Genomic DNA, 15955 nt, shown 5'->3' with positions numbered 1-15955 from the left:
TTGTCTTAATTAATACCACATACCACAATATTTGCCGCATCTAAGCTTCCGGCAGATATCATTAGCAATTTATTTATGTATGATGTAGCTAAATATTTGTGTGCTAACAGCTGTAATATCGCTAAAGAGCAGTTGTCTAAAGATGTTAAGTTTTATGTTACTTTTGGATTTAAACGGGTGTATTTGTCCTCAGCTAGCAAAAAAATTAAGGTAGTACAGTGGCATGAGTTATGGAGTGTCGATGGTTGTGGACAAAATTACAGTTTTCCAATTACTTTTACAGGTGATGGTGTTGGGGGGACTTACTGGAGTATTCTAAAGCTAATATTACTAAACTTACAAAATCTTAATAGTATAAACATATCAGAAGTAGACATTAAAAAAATCTATATTATACTGAAAAGGTATAAATCTAAAGGCTTTGTATCTTATAATGTTATATAAACAAATAAAAGCGGTTTTAAAAATACCTAAACATACTGTATATACTCTGGTTATATACAGTATATTGTTAGGTTTTTTATCTCTTACTATCCCTGTTTCAGTGCAGACGCTGGTAAACCTAGTTGGTATAAATCTATCGATAAGACCCATTATATCATTGATAACAATTTTGTTTATTTTATTAACTGCGGCTTTTTTTGTTAGGGTCTTTCAGCTAAAGCTTATTGAAGATATTCAAAGAAAAGTTTTTGTTGAAACTGTGCTAAGAATAATATCGTCTATTTACAGAGTTGATTTTAATGATTTAATAAAAATTAATGTCAGAGAGAAAATCAATAGAGCTTTTGAGCTGAAGTTTTTACAAAAGTCGGTTTCGGTTATATTTATAATTCTGCTTGATATATTCTTACAGACAGTTTTCTGTGTGATTATTTTAGCGTTTTATCATCCAATGTTTTTGGTCTTTGATATATTGTTGATTACATGTATTGTATTAGTTATTTTTATCCCGATGAGAGCTGGCTATGAAGCGGGTTTAAGAGAATCAAACAGTATCTATGATATAGTTTATTGGCTTGAAGAGAGAACAGCCGAGTTTTTATCATTTAGACAGCGACCAGAAGAAAGCTCAATCAAAAAAGCAGATGCTAAATTATGTAACTATTTAGATGCTAGGGCAAATTTTTTTAGCGTCGTGTTTAGGCAACATATTTATATTGGCTTAACATATATCTTTATCAATATCTTGCTTTTAGGTATTGGTAGTTATTTGATAATTAATGGCCAGCTATCAATTGGCCAACTTATTGCTGCTGAAATACTTGTAAATACTGTGCTATTAGGTTTATTGAAGTTTAGTCAATACTTGTATGATTGTTATGGTTTTATGGTGGCAATACGTAAGATTTTAGACCTTTTAGAGATTTCTAAAAAAGATCAGCCAACGTCGGAGCATAGAATTGCCAAATTAGAAAATAAAGTAAACTCATTAGAGATAACACTATCAAAATCTCAAAAAACTAAATTTGACTATACTCAAAACCACTTTAATAATCTCTGCTTGACAACACACGAAGCACAAAGATTATTAAATGCTTTTTGTGATGATAATTCAGAAGGGATTGTTAAGATAAATAATGTTTGTCTAAGCAACTATAGCAAAGAAGAGATTTTTAACAAGATTCATATAGCTAGTGGTATAGAAATTGTCGCAGGTATGGTACTAGACAATTTATGCGAAAATGACTTTTCTCAAGAGAAATTAAAGTATTTGAGTGAGTTGCTGGATGCTTTTGGTATTAGCTTCCTTGAGAAGTATTTTGACAAGGAGATTGATTCACAGACTATAAAATATAATCTAGAATTTGACACTATGGTTGTACTTAAGATGAATCTGATAAGGGCTATACTAAAACAGCCTAAGTTGCTAATTCTAATTGATTCATATGGCTTAACTAATAGAAGTAATATGACAATTACGCAGATCTTGCAAAAGATAGCAGTGCCAACGTTAATTATATCAATTCAGAAGGAGGCTTTCGATGCAGTTAAAATCGTATGAGATGCTAAAGAAAGATCCTAGTTTTAAGAAGATAATTTTTTTAGTGTTATTAAGTGTCATTGTAATCGGTGTTATCTTGGCGATAATTCCATGGCAGCAAACAATCGATGGCTATGGTGATGTTACAACCCTTTCACCATCTGAACGCCAACAGAATATATCTGCACCAATTGGAGGTAGATTAGGTAAGTGGTATGTCTTTGAGGGTGACTCGGTCAAAAAAGATGATCCAATCGTTGAGGTTTTGGATTTAGATCCAGAAGTTGTCTCGCGATTAGAAGAAGAAAAAGCAGCCATTGAGCTGGGAATAAAATCTGTAAAACTAGCGATAAAAAATGCGAAAAATAATATCGACAGGCATAAGTATCTTGTCGATAAGGGCGCTAGTACACAAAGAGTATATGAACAAGCTCAACTAGAGATGGTAAATTATACCAAGGATTTAGCTAAGGCAAATGTCGATTTAGCCAAGGTCAAAGTACAAATCGCGCGTCAGCAGAGTCGTTTGGTCAAGGCTCCTACAGATGGTGTGATAGTTGATCGTATTCATGGTCTAGGTGGTGTGATTGTCAAAGATACTGATGTATTAGCAACAATTGTCCCTGATAGTAAATCGCGTATTGTCGAGTTGTGGATAAATAGTATGGATGTGCCACTTGTTAAGGTTGGTGACAAAGTAATGTTACAATTTGAAGGTTGGCCAGCGGTACAGTTTAGCGGATGGCCACAAGTTGCTATCGGTACTTTTGAAGGTGAGGTTATATTTATATCGCCACAAAATAATGCTCAAGGTCAGTTTAAAATCTTTGTCAAACAAAGTGGTAAGAGAGAGTGGCCATCTCCTGATGTATTAAGGTTGGGAACAAAAGTACATGGTTGGGTATTGCTTAATAATGTTAGCTTAGGTTATGAGTTATGGCGTAGATATAATGGTTTTCCAATCAATCTAAACAGTAGTCAGTTACGCATAGGTATCAAAAAGAGCCAACCAGTTGAAAAACCAGCAACTATAAAAGAACAAGTACAAAAACAACCCTCAAATATAAAATAGCGATTGTATATCTTTCTTTATCTTAATGAGTATTCTATAATCTAGTGGGTATTTGTTTCGAACAATTTATTTTAGGTGTTTAAATGGATAAAAAATTAGTAAAACATATTGCTAAGCTATCTTGTTTTGATTTGACTGAAGAGCAGTTAGAGCAGTATACCAAAGATCTTACCAATATCTGTAAGGTTCTAGATACAGTCAAAGATTTCGATGCGCAGGGAGTCCAGCCATTGATATCTCCTATTAGCGTTGATTTTAAATTTCGTGAAGATATACCTCAAGATCAAGATAACCGCGCAAGTTTTGATAAGTTTGCATGTGAAGTTGTTGATGATTACTTTATGGTGCCACAGGTTGTTAAATAGGGTGAGCAATGTCATATATTAAGAAATTAAGAGCTAGATTAAATAGTGGTGAAATAAGCGCTGTTGAACTAACTAAAGAGTATCTAGCAAAAATAAAACAGCAAGATAAGAATATAAATTCTGTGATCACGCTATGTGAGGTAGAGGCGCTCAAAGAGGCAGAAGCGGCAGATAATATAATATCTCAAGGTAAACAAACACTGTTAACAGGTATCCCTATTCTACATAAGGACCTTTTTTGTACTAAGGGTATAAAAACTACAGCTGCTTCTAAGATGTTAGATAATTTTATTGCACCATATGATTCAACAGTAACAAAAAACTGTAAAGATCAAGGTATGATTACTCTAGGTAAGCTTAATATGGATGAGTTTGCGATGGGCTCAACTAATGAGTATAGTTACTATGGTGCTGTTAGTAACCCTTGGGATTTAGATAGGGTGCCTGGAGGCTCATCGGGTGGTTCAGCTGCGGCAGTTGCCGCAGGCTTTGCTCCAGTAAGTACAGGTTCAGATACTGGCGGATCTGTAAGACAACCTGCGAGTTTTTGTGGTCTTACAGCAATGAAGCCTACTTATGGTAGTACATCAAGATTTGGTATGGTAGCCTTTGCATCATCTTTTGATCAAGCAGGAATTTTTGCCCACTATGCTGAAGATGTCGCAATTATGCTAGATGCAATTGCTGGGAAGTGTCAATTTGACTCTACTTGCGTTGGTGTTAAACAAAACCATTTTACCCAAGATCTACAAAAAGATATCGCAGGTAAGGTAATTGGTGTTGATGAAAGTTTAATCAAGGACTTGCCAGAGCAAATCCAACAAGCTGTAGCAACAACACTTGGAAACTTTGAGAAGTTAGGAGCCAAGATAAAATCTGTAAAAGTTCCAGATCTAAAAGAAGCACTATCAACTTATTATATTATTACTCCAGCTGAAGCAGCAGCAAATTTAGCTAGATATGATGGCGTTAGATATGGTTACCGTAATCCAGAAGCTAAAAATTTAGATGAGTTATATAAAAAATCGCGAACTGATGGTTTTGGTGCAGAAGTTAAGCGTAGAATTATGATTGGTAACTATGTTTTAGCGTCAAGTCAGTATGATTCTTATTATAATAAGGCTCAACAGTTGCGTAAAGTAATGACAGATCAAATCAATCAAATATTTACTCAAGTTGATGCTATCTTTATGCCAGCATCACCAAGTGAAGCATTTAAGAAGGGTGATAAGCTGGATCCAGTCTCAGCTTATTTATCAGATATTTATACTATTCCTGCTAACATCTCAGGTTTGCCAGCTATTGCATTTCCTATTGGTTTTGCAAATAGTTTACCAGTTGGTGGGCAGCTTATGGCTAAAGCATTTAACGATAATATCTTGACTCAGATAGTAGTACAGTATCAAAGGCATTATGGTATCGAAGAATTTATTTTAGAACAAGTGAGGATTTAATAGTGAATTGGGAAATGGTGATAGGGCTAGAAGTCCATATTCAGTTAAGTACTAAATCTAAGCTGTTTTCGACTTCTGCAACAAAATATGGGCAGCATCAAAACACCCAAGCGTCATTTTTGGACTTGGGTTTGCCTGGAACATTGCCGGTAGTAAACAAAGAAGCAATCCGTAAAGCAGTAATATTTGGTCTAGCTGTAGATGCTAAGATTTCAAAAGACAGTTTTTTTGCGCGAAAAAATTATTTTTATCCAGATTTACCGAAAGGATATCAAATCAGCCAATCAACTAATCCAATAGTTCAAGAAGGTAGATTAGAGATTGAAACTTCAATGGGGATAAAAACTATCAGAATAGAACGCGCACATTTAGAAGAAGATGCAGGTAAATCTGTTCATGGCTATGTTGCTGGTGAGACTGGCCTGGACTACAATCGTGCTGGCACACCACTTTTAGAGATTGTGACATACCCTGATTTTAGATCAGCTGAAGAAGTTGTTGCTTACCTAAAAAAACTTCATCAATTAGTTAAACATCTAGGGATCTGTGATGGTAACATGCAAGAAGGTTCATTTAGATGTGATGTCAACTTGTCTATCAGACCACAGGGGCAAGCTGAGTTTGGTACGCGTGCTGAGCTTAAAAATATAAACTCATTTAGGTTTATTGATAAGGCTATCGAGTATGAGTATGCTCGTCAAGTTGCTGTATTAGAGTCAGGAGGCGAAGTTGTCCAAGAAACACGTCTTTATGATGCAGATGCTAATGAGACGCGTTCAATGCGTGCTAAAGAGGATGCTTTTGATTATCGTTATTTTCCAGATCCAGATTTACTGCCTTTGGTGATAACTGATGAGTATATTGAAAGTATCAAAAAGCAAATGCCACTTAAACCAGAAGAGCGTGAAGCAATATATCAAGAGCATTTGGCAGAACAAGAAGTACAATTCTTATTATCAAACCTAGAAATTGCTGATTACTATGATCAAGTTGCGACAAAGATTGGTTATAAACCAGCCTACAATTGGGTAACAGTAGATTTATTAGCAACTTTAAATAAGCTAGGAAAAGAGTTCTGTAGTGATATCCTACCAGCTGAGATTTTACTAGAAATCATTTCTAATGTACAAAAAGATCTCATATCTCAAGCTAATGCCAAGAAAGTAATAGCAGGATATATTGATGCGCCTGGTGCGGTTGAAGCTATTATTGAAAAGCTTGGTTTAAAGCAAGTATCTGATGAGAGTATGATTCGTGAGCTAGTTCAAGGTATAATTGCTGCTAATCCTCAGCAAGCAGCTGACTTTAAAGCTGGTAAAACTAAGCTTATGAGCTTTTTTGTAGGCCAGGCTATGAAAGCAAGTAAAGGTAAAGCAAACCCTAAGCAAGTTAATCAGATAGTTCAGGAAGAGCTAAATAAATAAAACAGGAAAATATAATGAATACAAATAAATTTTACTATGAACTTATGAAGCTAAATGTTTTAAGTAGTAGCTATGTCGATGACAGTTATAAAGCTGCTTGGCAAGGGAATGTCTACCCTTTTTTTCATGATAGCAAATACGAGTTTCATTATGAGGTAGCTAAGTACTTTGATAGAGCTGATGAGAAAACCATTGATAAGCTATGCTCTTTACTAGATGATTATGTTGATGAAAGAGCAGACTTTACTAATTTTGAAGCAAAAGTGGAAAAAATTGTCGGTAAAGGCAATGTTTACTATGTTCTAAATTATATTTTTAGAGCTGGTCAATATAAAAAGCTTTTAGCAAATATTAAGCTAAATAAAATTCATTTTAGTCAACATTTTATCGATCGTTTTGAAGCTGGCGGATATTTGGATTAGACAAATCCCTAGCTTACTATTCTAAGAATCTCAATCTCCATAATAATCAAACCTAAAGATATACTACATATCCACAGTAATTGTATTCATATGCTTGCTATTATTATAGTTGTTGGTAAGAGTATTCCGGCCCAAAGAGAATATTATAGCTAAATACAGATAAAAGTAGTATGCCGTTTTTTATTTACTTATGTCCTACTCACATCATTTTATAAATAAGATATTAAAACTCAAAACAGAAGGAATGAGTTTTCTAAAGCTATCAAAAAAATTCAACGTACAGCTAACTACATATAAAAATGTCATGCTGAATTTATTTCAGCGTTTCACTATAAGTATTGATTTTATTGAGATCCTGAAACGAGTCCAGGATGAAAGAATGTACTACTTTTATGCCTAGTAGGCTATAAATACTCTGTAGAAGAATGTTATATGTACTAGTTTTATATGGATTTAGCTATACAAAAATAAAGTTGGTAGGTTAGAGTAGAAATCTTGAGTTTAGAGATTTCAGAAAAAGTCGTTTTGATAAGCTTAATAAGACTTAAAGTTTTATTAATGTTCTATGGTGTTTTAGAAGTGGCTTTGAGTTGTGGGGAGTGATTTATTCAAAGTGTACAAAAGTTATTTTTCGCGACATGACTTACACTTGACATATATATTAAGGCTATGATCAATCATTTCAGCACCAAATGATTCGACAATTTGCTTTTGCAGAGCTTCAATTTCTGGGCTGTAGAATTCTTGTATCATGTTGCACTTGATACAGATTATATGATCATGATGACCGCCTTGATTTAACTCATACATTACTTGCTCATTATCAAGTTTTAAGCGATTTATTATCCCTGCTGACTCAAACTGATTAAGTACTCTATAAACTGTGGCGATTCCTGTCGAGCTACCCTGTGCTTTAAGTTTAGAAAAAACCTCATCAGGACTGAGATGTTTATTTTTGTTTTTTTCAAACAATTTAAGTATCTCAACACGAGGTTGCGTCACTTTGAAACCGAATTCCTTTAAGTCAAGATTTTTCGAACTCATCTTTTTTTCAGATAATTTTATAAGTTTTAATATAAAGATTATTCGAAAAGCTTAGGTATGTAAAGATTTTAGACAAGGAGTTTTGAGTGGTTAAATATTTTCTAACAATATTTGCTTACTTTAGCCAATCAATAAGTATAAATAACTCATCGACTTTGTACTTAGGGTCTAATTATGCTATTATTACCGCACTAATTGTTTTTATCATCGTTTTTTCTATGAGTACAAGTGTTTATGAGCAATTCGCACCTATACTGATATTCCTAATTATAGCTTTTGGTTTAGGTGCTGCTTTTGCAATTATTGGTAAAGTCTTATCAGTAATAGTAGGTGCAAATAATCCTACTAAAACTAAGGGTGAAACATTTGAGTGTGGTTTCCCGACTTTTGGTGAAGCAAGAGAGAAGTTTGATGTACGTTTTTATTTGATTGCAGTATTGTTTTTGGTTTTTGACTTAGAGTTAGCATTTATTATCCCGTGGGGAATAAATTTAAGAGCTAGTGCTGTAATGCCAGCTATTTCAAATCACGCATTTTTTGCGATGATTATATTTTTAGGGGTACTATTCTTAGGCTTAGTATATGCCTGGAAGAAAGGAGCTTTAGAGTGGGAATAGGTAACGAAAATAAAGGTTTTATAACCGCAAGTGCAGATGCGCTTATAAACTGGGTACGTACAGGATCTTTATGGCCAGTAACAACTGGTTTAGCTTGCTGTGCTGTAGAAATGATGCATGCAGGTGCTGCTAGATATGATTTGGATAGGTTTGGTATAGTGTTTAGACCTTCTCCAAGGCAGTCTGATGTGCTTATTGTTGCTGGTACTCTTTGTAATAAAATGGCTCCAGCACTGCGCCAAGTGTATGATCAAATGCCTGAGCCTAAATGGGTAATATCTATGGGGTCTTGTGCAAATGGCGGTGGCTACTATCATTATTCGTACTCGGTGGTGAGAGGTTGTGATAGGATTGTGCCTGTTGATATATATGTGCCAGGCTGTCCGCCGACTGCTGAGGCTTTAGTTTACGGTATTATACAGCTGCAGAATAAGATTATTAGAAAAGATACTATAGCGAGGAAGTGATCATGAATGCTAAATTACAAGATCATTTTGATAATATAATGAAGTTTTTGAGTAGTTTTGGTGTTGAAAGTTGTATAGCTTATGGTGAGATAACAGTTGCTATCAAGGATCAGCGCGATATCCATTTGATATTAAAAAAACTTAAAAAAGAGTATCTTTTTGAGCAGCTTACAGATGTAACAGCTGTTGATTATCTAACTTATGGTCAGGCAGACTGGCAGGTTGGTAAGGTTGTCTCACAAACAGGTTTTTCTAGAGGGCGTCAGCAAGACTTCAAAACTGCCAATGTTAATAATAGATTTGAAATTATTTATCAGCTACTAAGCATGGCAAATAATGTCAGAGTTAGAGTGAAGTGTAAATTAAAAGATGCGCAGATTATTTTAGTTGATTCTGTCAGTGATTTGTGGCCATCAGCGAATTGGGCTGAAAGAGAAGTGTACGATATGTTTGGGATTTACTTTAATAATCATCCTGACCTAAGACGAGTGCTTACAGATTATGGTTTTGTTGGACATCCTTTGAGAAAAGATTTTCCACAAACTGGCTATGTTGAAATGCGTTATGATGAGAATCTTGGTCGAGTTGTGTACGAACCGGTAGAGATTGATGACAGGGTTAATACACCAAGAGTGATTCGTAACTAAAATATAACTATGAGTTTATAGTAATGGCAGAGTATAAAAACTATACACTAAATTTTGGGCCGGTTCATCCTGCAGCGCATGGTGTTCTTAGGCTTATTTTAGAGCTTGATGGTGAAAATGTTGTGCGAGCTGATCCACATGTTGGTTTGTTGCATAGGGGTACCGAAAAGCTTGCTGAATTTAAACCATATAATCAAAGTATTGGTTATATGGACAGGCTTGATTATGTCTCGATGATGTGTAATGAGCATGCCTATGTAATGGCGATTGAGAAGCTTTTGCAGTTAGAGGTTCCAGAGAGAGCCAAGTATATTCGCGTAATGTTCGCTGAGATGACTCGGATTTTAAATCATCTGCTATGGGTTGCTGCTTGTGGTATTGATCTTGGTGCAATGACGGTATTTTTATATGCTTTTAGAGTCAGAGAAGATTTATTTGACTGCTATGAGGCCGTATCTGGTGCACGTATGCATGCGGCATATTTTAGACCTGGTGGCGTCGCTAGAGACTTGCCAACACAAATGCCACAGTACCAAAAGACTAGATTTACTAGTAAGAGAAAGGCAAAGAAGCTGAATGAGCCAAGACAAGGGAGTATGCTTGATTTCTTAGATCATTTTGTTGTTGATTTTGAGAAGTCTTTAGATGAGATTGATACTCTTTTAACTGAGAATAGACTTTGGAAACAGAGAAATGTAGATATCGGTACGGTAAGTGCTGAGAGAGCTAAAGAGCTTGGCTTTACTGGTCCAATGCTAAGAGGAAGTGGTGTAGCCTGGGATCTTAGGAAAACTCAACCCTACGAAGTATATGATAAGTTAGAGTTTGATATTCCAATTGGTGCAAATGGTGACTGTTACGATAGGTATCTTGTCAGAATGGCTGAGATGCGTGAGTCAAATAAGCTTATCAAGCAATGCGTTGATTGGCTTAGAGCTAATCCGGGACCTGTGTTATCAGACAATCATAAGATTGCACCTCCTAAGAGAAATGCGATGAAAAATAATATGGAAGAGCTTATACATCATTTTAAACTCTTCTCAGAAGGTTATTGTACTCCTGAGGGTGAGGTTTATGTTGGTACTGAGCATCCAAAGGGTGAGTTTGGGGTGTATATCAAATCAGATGGTGCAAATAAACCTTATAGATTAAAGATGAGAGCTCCAGGGTTTGCACATATTAGTGCGATGGATGAATTATTGTCAGGACATATGTTAGCAGATACTCCAGCTATTATCTCAACAATAGATGTTGTGTTTGGTGATGTAGATAGATAGAGGAAAAAGATGTCTTTAGTAGATTTAATATCGCCACAAGCGAGAGAAGATATTGACAGAGTTTTAAGTAAGTTTCCTACCGATCAGCGTAGATCAGCAATATTAGAAGGCTTGCATATTTTACAAGATCAAAATGGTGGGTATTTGACCGATAATTTACAAACTGCTCTGGCAGAGTACCTGCAAGTTAGTAAAGTTGATGTCTATGAGGTTGCGACATTTTATTGTATGTATGACCTAAAGCCAGTTGGGAGACATAAGTTAAATCTGTGTACAAATGTCTCATGTATGCTAAATGGTGCTTATGAAATTTTAGCGCATATAGAGAAAAAACTTGGTATTAAGCCTGGAGAAACTACTAAGGATGGCCGTATAACCTTGAAAGAAGTTGAGTGTCAAGGTGCGTGTTGTGGTTCACCTATGCTTGAGGTGGATAAGGTTTTTTATGAAAATCTAACTATAGAAAAAGTGAATCAAATTATTGATTCTTTGGAGTAGTTATAAATGGCAAATGAAGTTTGTTTTCGTACCCTGCATTTAGATAACCCATATAGTTTGGAATCTTACCTATCTGTAGGTGGTTATTCGTGTTGGAATAAAATATTGACAGAAAAAATACCACCTGAGCAAATTATCGAAGAGCTCAAGGTTTCTGGGCTTAGAGGTCGCGGTGGTGCTGGTTTTCCTACAGGTTTGAAATGGAGTTTTATGCCACGTAATGCTCCAGGACAGAAGTATGTTGTATGTAATTCAGATGAAGGTGAGCCAGGTACATGCAAAGATAGAGAGATCCTTAGAAATAATCCACATCAGTTAATAGAAGGCATGGCTATAGCAGGTTATGTGGTTGGTGCTACAGCGGGCTATAACTATACAAGAGGTGAGTTTTATGAGCCAATAGCTAGATTTGAAGATGCATTGATTGAGGCATACCAGGCTGGTCTTTTGGGTTCTAATATTAAATCATCAGGAATTTCTTTTGATTTATATTCATCTACTGGCGCTGGTGCTTATATTTGCGGAGAAGAAACAGCTCTTTTAAATTCTTTAGAGGGTAAAAAGGGGCGTCCGAGATTTAAGCCACCTTTTCCTGCATTTAAGGGTTTGTATGACAAGCCGACAAATATAAATAATACAGAAACTTATGCTTCAGTGCCGGCAATATTGCAGCATGGTGGAGAATGGTTTAAAACACTAGGTACTGAGAAGAGTGGTGGCACTAAGTTGTTTTGTGTTTCTGGGCATGTGCAGAAGCAGAGAGTTGTTGAAATAGGTTTGGGTATGCCGTTTAAAGAGCTTTTAGATATGTGTGGCGGTGTTCGCAATGGTAATAAGCTTAAGGCAGTAATCCCTGGTGGAAGCTCATCAAAAATCTTAACAGCTAAAGAGATGATGGCTGTTACTATGGATTATGAGTCGATAGCAGCAGCAGGTTCAATGCTTGGTTCAGGGGCAGTGGTAGTGCTAGATGAAACTACTTGTATAGTTAGGACATTAGCAAGATTAGCAGATTTTTATTATGAAGAATCTTGTGGTCAGTGTACACCTTGTAGAGAGGGTACTGGCTGGTTAGCGCGAACTTTACATAGGATTGTCGCGGGTGAAGGAAGACCTGAAGATATAGATACTTTAGTTAGAGTAGCAACAAATATAGAAGGTAATACTATTTGTGGTTTAGGTGATGCAGCTGCATGGCCAGTCCAGAGTTATATAGATAAATTTAGAGACGAATTTGTTTATATGATCGAGAACAATGGTAGAAGTATAGTGGATCAATAGTTGATTGGAGTAGTTCTGTGTCAGACAATAAAGAATCCAAGAAGGTAAATATAGAGATTGATGGTAAAAATTATCAAGCCTTACCAAATCAATCAATAATTGAAGTGGCAGATGCAAACGGTATATATATTCCGAGATTTTGCTACCATAAAAAATTATCTGTAGCTGCAAACTGTAGAATGTGTTTGGTAGATGTAGATGGTGCCAGACGTGCCTCGCCAGCATGTGCAACACCAGTTATGGATGGTATGAAAGTTAAGACTCGTTCAGAGAAAGCGTTACAAATGCAAAAAGATGTCATGGAGTTTTTACTTATAAATCATCCATTAGATTGTCCTATCTGTGACCAAGGTGGTGAGTGTGAATTGCAGGATATTGCGATGGGCTATGGTAATACAACCTCAGAATACCTTGAGTCTAAGAGAACTGTCGAAGATCCTGAGCTGGGCCCTTTAGTTGCTACTGATATGACAAGGTGTATTTTATGTACGCGTTGTGTACGTTTTGGTGAAGAAGTTGCTGGCGCCAAGGAATTGGGAGTTATGGGTAGAGGCGATCACTCTGCTATTAGTACTTATATTTCTGGCGAGATGGTTGACTCTGAGATCTCAGGTAATATTATAGATCTTTGTCCTGTTGGCGCTTTGACATCAAAACCATTTAGATTTAAAGCTAGGGCATGGGAATTAAAACAGTTTCCAACTCTATCAGCAGGCGATGCTCTGGCAACCGAGATTAACGCGCATATTTATCAAAATAAACTTGTTAGAGTAGTCCCAAGAGAGAGTAAGATTACAGGTGCTTGGATAGCTGATAGAGATAGATTTGAATACACTGGTTTATACAGTCAAGATAGAATTGAACAGCCAATGATTAAGAAAGCGGGTGGTTGGATTGAAGTATCTTGGGAAGAGGCATTAGATTTTGTTAAAGTAGCTATACAAAAAACTAAAGAGAAAGATGGCGCTGAGGCGATCTCTGCTATTGTATCTGAGACTGCAACTTCAGAAGAAATGTACTTGATGAAGAAGTTATTAGCAGCTGTAGGCTCAAATAATATCGATGGTCGTGTTAGACAATATGCTGATATTCCAGGTATTAGTGCCGGTAAAGGACTAAGCTGTTCATTAGAGGATATTAGTGAAAGTGATTTTATTCTTGTTTTTGGTTCTAATATCAGAAAAGAATATCCACTGGTAAATATTGCGATCAAAGATGCGGTTGAGAAGAATGCTGCTAAAGCTGTTGCTTGGAATATCTGTGACTATAACTTTAATTATGATATTAAGCAGGTAAGGTTAGCTGCTGATAACATTCAATATATTGCATTGTCTTTACTTAAGGCTATTTTTGTTAGAGCAAACCTATCTTATGGTGATCTTGATGAAATTCTAAGAAAGGTTGATCCAGCTGCAGAGGTTAGAGATGTTGCTGATAAAATAGTAGCGGCAAAAGCACCAAAAATAATTATCGGTCAAGATATTGTCAACACAAGTGGTTTTGAAACGGTTTTTAGTATTTTAGATGTATTAGAAAAAGTTACTAGTGTAAGAGGTGGTGTATTAGCAAGTAATGTCAACTCCGTTGCTGCTGATAGAATATTTAGTTCTTCTAAAGCTAAATTTAGCACATATAAGTGTTTAAATGGTCAAACAAATACCAAATTGCTTTTGACAGCGCATACGGAGTTAGCTAAAGACAGCTTGTATGGTGAGCAAAAGCTTAGAAATGCATTAGAGAATATTGATATTGTGGTAAGCTTTACAGCATTTGCTGATAAATTTACTAAAGAAACTGCAGATATTATTTTACCAATAGCTACTCACTATGAAACTAGTGGAAGCTTTGTTGATTTATTTGGCAATAAAAAAGAGTTTAAGCAAGTAGTTAAACCATATGCTGGTAATAAAGAGTTATGGAGAGTTCTAAGAGTGCTAGGCAATCTGTTAGAATTAGAAGGTTTCGAGTATAACTCTATTGCAGAGGTTGCTAATGATACTTATGCTACACGAGCTAGAGTCGGATTCAATCATGTTACACAGATTCTCAATGCTAATCTTGGTTACCAAAAAGAAGTAGCGTTTGTGGCTTCAAACCCAATGTATAGTACAACTAGTTTGCTTAGAAGAGCTGAACCATTACAAAAAACTGCTGATGCTAAACGTTTTGCCGGTGTGAGAATCTCACAAGAATTAGCAGATGAAATAGGTTTAAAAGGTCACTCAGGAATTATTAAGATTTATAATATTGATAATGAAATAAATCCTGAAGTAGTTGTTGATCCAAGCTTACAGGCTAAAAATATTATGCTGCCAAGAGCGTTGTTTAAGGACTTTTTGAGCGGTGATAATATTAGTACCAAGCTAGTAGAGGAGGGGGAGATAATATGCTAGGGTATATTTTATGGACATCTCTTTATGTATTGTTGATAATCATTCCTTTGATACTAGTTGTTGCATACTATACATATGCAGAGCGTAAAGTTATTGGTTATATGCAAGATAGAATCGGCCCAAATAGAGTAGGTTCTTTTGGTTTGCTGCAACCTATATTTGATGCGCTTAAGCTTTTTCTTAAAGAGATTATAGTGCCGACAAATTCAAATAGATATTTGTTCTTTATTGCACCAATTTTAGCTTTTGCACCAGCATATGCTGCTTGGGCAGTGATTCCTTTTTCAAAGGGGGTCGTTCTGTCTGACATGAATTTAGGGCTACTGTATATATTAGCAATGACTTCATTTTCTATATATGGGGTAGTAATTGCTGGCTGGGCATCAAATAGTAAATATTCACTATTTGGTGCACTAAGAGCTGGTGCTCAGGTTATTTCCTATGAGTTGGCGATGGGCTTTGCTATCGTTGGAGTTGTTATAGCAGCAGGGTCTATGGGGATAACAGGAATTATTGAAGCTCAAACTGGTGGAATTTGGCACTGGTATTTTATTCCGCTATTCCCTTTGTTTATTGTTTATTTTATTGCTGGTATAGCTGAAACAAACAGAGCTCCTTTTGATGTTGTTGAGGGCGAGTCTGAGATAGTTGCCGGACATCATATAGAATATACTGGATCAAGGTTTGCATTATTTTTCTTGGCTGAATATGCAAATATGATTTTAATTAGTATCCTAACATCAATAATGTTTTTAGGTGGTTGGAATTCTCCATTTCAAACTACTGCATTAGAGTCTATATTTAGTTTTGTACCAGGTGTGATATGGTTATTTGCTAAAACCGGTATATTTATGTTTATGTTCTTGTGGGTGAGAGCTACATACCCTAGATATAGATATGATCAAATCATGCGTTTAGGTTGGAAGATATTTATACCTCTAACATTTGTATGGGTTGTTATTGTTGCTTGCATGGTTAGATTTGGTGTAGGACCTTGGTGGTAAAAGGGA

General features: G+C 35.8%; 16 protein-coding genes. 15 read left to right on the top strand and 1 reads right to left on the bottom strand.

Features of this window, described 5'->3' with window-relative positions; all coding sequences use genetic code 11:
* Positions 1-75: 75 nt before the first annotated feature.
* From CGC45_RS08430 to CGC45_RS08400, 7 genes are all read left to right on the top strand, one after another.
* Positions 76-444, top strand: coding sequence for a hypothetical protein (locus CGC45_RS08430; protein ID WP_071629842.1), 369 nt, complete (start codon positions 76-78; stop codon positions 442-444).
* A complete protein-coding gene (locus tag CGC45_RS08425) occupies positions 434-2005 on the top strand; it encodes an ATP-binding cassette domain-containing protein (protein ID WP_114702128.1) in 1572 nt (523 codons plus the stop codon). The genes CGC45_RS08430 and CGC45_RS08425 overlap by 11 nt, the downstream gene beginning before the upstream one ends.
* Positions 1986-3056, top strand: coding sequence for an HlyD family secretion protein (locus CGC45_RS08420; RefSeq protein WP_071629840.1), 1071 nt, complete (start codon positions 1986-1988; stop codon positions 3054-3056). Before CGC45_RS08425 ends, CGC45_RS08420 begins: the two co-directional genes overlap by 20 nt.
* Before the next feature lie 83 nt (positions 3057-3139).
* Positions 3140-3421, top strand: coding sequence for an Asp-tRNA(Asn)/Glu-tRNA(Gln) amidotransferase subunit GatC (gene gatC / locus CGC45_RS08415; protein WP_071629839.1), 282 nt, complete (start codon positions 3140-3142; stop codon positions 3419-3421).
* An 8-nt stretch (positions 3422-3429) separates the two neighbouring features.
* A complete protein-coding gene (gatA, locus tag CGC45_RS08410; RefSeq protein WP_071629838.1) occupies positions 3430-4875 on the top strand; it encodes an Asp-tRNA(Asn)/Glu-tRNA(Gln) amidotransferase subunit GatA in 1446 nt (481 codons plus the stop codon).
* 2 nt (positions 4876-4877) lie between these two features.
* Positions 4878-6299 carry an Asp-tRNA(Asn)/Glu-tRNA(Gln) amidotransferase subunit GatB gene (gatB, locus tag CGC45_RS08405; protein ID WP_071629837.1) on the top strand — a complete coding sequence of 474 codons (1422 nt, stop codon included), beginning with the start codon at positions 4878-4880 and terminating at the stop codon, positions 6297-6299.
* Between the two features lie 14 nt (positions 6300-6313).
* Complete coding sequence (locus CGC45_RS08400) at positions 6314-6721, top strand: hypothetical protein (protein ID WP_071629836.1); 408 nt, start codon at positions 6314-6316, stop codon at positions 6719-6721.
* 624 nt (positions 6722-7345) lie between these two features.
* On the opposite strand, the gene CGC45_RS08395 is transcribed toward CGC45_RS08400, so the two are convergent.
* The gene (locus CGC45_RS08395) at positions 7346-7765 is read right to left on the bottom strand and encodes a Fur family transcriptional regulator (RefSeq protein WP_071629835.1); all 420 of its coding nucleotides are present in this window, start codon (positions 7763-7765) and stop codon (positions 7346-7348) included.
* Positions 7766-7983: 218 nt separating this feature from the next.
* Here CGC45_RS08395 and ndhC point away from each other — a divergent pair, with 218 nt between their 5' ends.
* The 8 genes from ndhC to nuoH are packed head-to-tail and all read left to right on the top strand — an operon-like array spanning position 7984 to position 15949.
* Positions 7984-8382, top strand: a complete 399-nt coding sequence (gene ndhC, locus CGC45_RS08390) for an NADH-quinone oxidoreductase subunit A (protein WP_071629991.1) — start codon at positions 7984-7986, stop codon at positions 8380-8382.
* Positions 8373-8849: a NuoB/complex I 20 kDa subunit family protein gene (locus CGC45_RS08385; protein WP_071629834.1), complete on the top strand. Its 477-nt coding sequence runs from the start codon at positions 8373-8375 to the stop codon at positions 8847-8849. Before ndhC ends, CGC45_RS08385 begins: the two co-directional genes overlap by 10 nt.
* Positions 8850-8851: 2 nt before the next feature.
* Complete coding sequence (locus CGC45_RS08380) at positions 8852-9496, top strand: NADH-quinone oxidoreductase subunit C (RefSeq protein ID WP_071629833.1); 645 nt, start codon at positions 8852-8854, stop codon at positions 9494-9496.
* Between the two features lie 23 nt (positions 9497-9519).
* Complete coding sequence (locus CGC45_RS08375; protein WP_071629832.1) at positions 9520-10773, top strand: NADH-quinone oxidoreductase subunit D; 1254 nt, start codon at positions 9520-9522, stop codon at positions 10771-10773.
* A gap of 9 nt (positions 10774-10782) precedes the next feature.
* Positions 10783-11271, top strand: a complete 489-nt coding sequence (locus tag CGC45_RS08370) for an NADH-quinone oxidoreductase subunit NuoE family protein (RefSeq protein WP_071629831.1) — start codon at positions 10783-10785, stop codon at positions 11269-11271.
* Between the two features lie 6 nt (positions 11272-11277).
* A complete protein-coding gene (gene nuoF, locus CGC45_RS08365) occupies positions 11278-12552 on the top strand; it encodes an NADH-quinone oxidoreductase subunit NuoF (protein WP_071629830.1) in 1275 nt (424 codons plus the stop codon).
* Positions 12553-12569: 17 nt separating this feature from the next.
* Complete coding sequence (gene nuoG, locus CGC45_RS08360; RefSeq protein ID WP_071629829.1) at positions 12570-14945, top strand: NADH-quinone oxidoreductase subunit NuoG; 2376 nt, start codon at positions 12570-12572, stop codon at positions 14943-14945.
* Positions 14939-15949, top strand: a complete 1011-nt coding sequence (gene nuoH / locus CGC45_RS08355) for an NADH-quinone oxidoreductase subunit NuoH (RefSeq protein ID WP_071629828.1) — start codon at positions 14939-14941, stop codon at positions 15947-15949. The genes nuoG and nuoH overlap by 7 nt, the downstream gene beginning before the upstream one ends.
* Positions 15950-15955 lie beyond the last annotated feature (6 nt).

Origin of the sequence: Francisella opportunistica, from assembly GCF_003347135.1 — a bacterium.
In the GTDB taxonomy this organism is placed as follows: Bacteria; Pseudomonadota; Gammaproteobacteria; order Francisellales; family Francisellaceae; genus Francisella; species Francisella opportunistica.
Note: the sequence above shows the minus strand (reverse complement) of the source record. Positions and strands in the feature narration are given on the sequence as shown.

Coding starts and splice junctions, on each gene's coding strand:
- gatC (WP_071629839.1), top strand. CDS start 3,140: ATGGATAAAAAATTAGTAAAACATATTGCTAAGCTATCTTGTTTTGAT.
- CGC45_RS08400 (WP_071629836.1), top strand. CDS start 6,314: ATGAATACAAATAAATTTTACTATGAACTTATGAAGCTAAATGTTTTA.
- nuoF (WP_071629830.1), top strand. CDS start 11,278: ATGGCAAATGAAGTTTGTTTTCGTACCCTGCATTTAGATAACCCATAT.
- CGC45_RS08380 (WP_071629833.1), top strand. CDS start 8,852: ATGAATGCTAAATTACAAGATCATTTTGATAATATAATGAAGTTTTTG.
- CGC45_RS08395 (WP_071629835.1), bottom strand. CDS start 7,765: ATGAGTTCGAAAAATCTTGACTTAAAGGAATTCGGTTTCAAAGTGACG.
- CGC45_RS08420 (WP_071629840.1), top strand. CDS start 1,986: ATGCAGTTAAAATCGTATGAGATGCTAAAGAAAGATCCTAGTTTTAAG.
- CGC45_RS08430 (WP_071629842.1), top strand. CDS start 76: ATGTATGATGTAGCTAAATATTTGTGTGCTAACAGCTGTAATATCGCT.
- ndhC (WP_071629991.1), top strand. CDS start 7,984: ATGAGTACAAGTGTTTATGAGCAATTCGCACCTATACTGATATTCCTA.
- gatA (WP_071629838.1), top strand. CDS start 3,430: ATGTCATATATTAAGAAATTAAGAGCTAGATTAAATAGTGGTGAAATA.
- CGC45_RS08375 (WP_071629832.1), top strand. CDS start 9,520: ATGGCAGAGTATAAAAACTATACACTAAATTTTGGGCCGGTTCATCCT.
- CGC45_RS08370 (WP_071629831.1), top strand. CDS start 10,783: ATGTCTTTAGTAGATTTAATATCGCCACAAGCGAGAGAAGATATTGAC.
- nuoH (WP_071629828.1), top strand. CDS start 14,939: ATGCTAGGGTATATTTTATGGACATCTCTTTATGTATTGTTGATAATC.
- CGC45_RS08425 (WP_114702128.1), top strand. CDS start 434: ATGTTATATAAACAAATAAAAGCGGTTTTAAAAATACCTAAACATACT.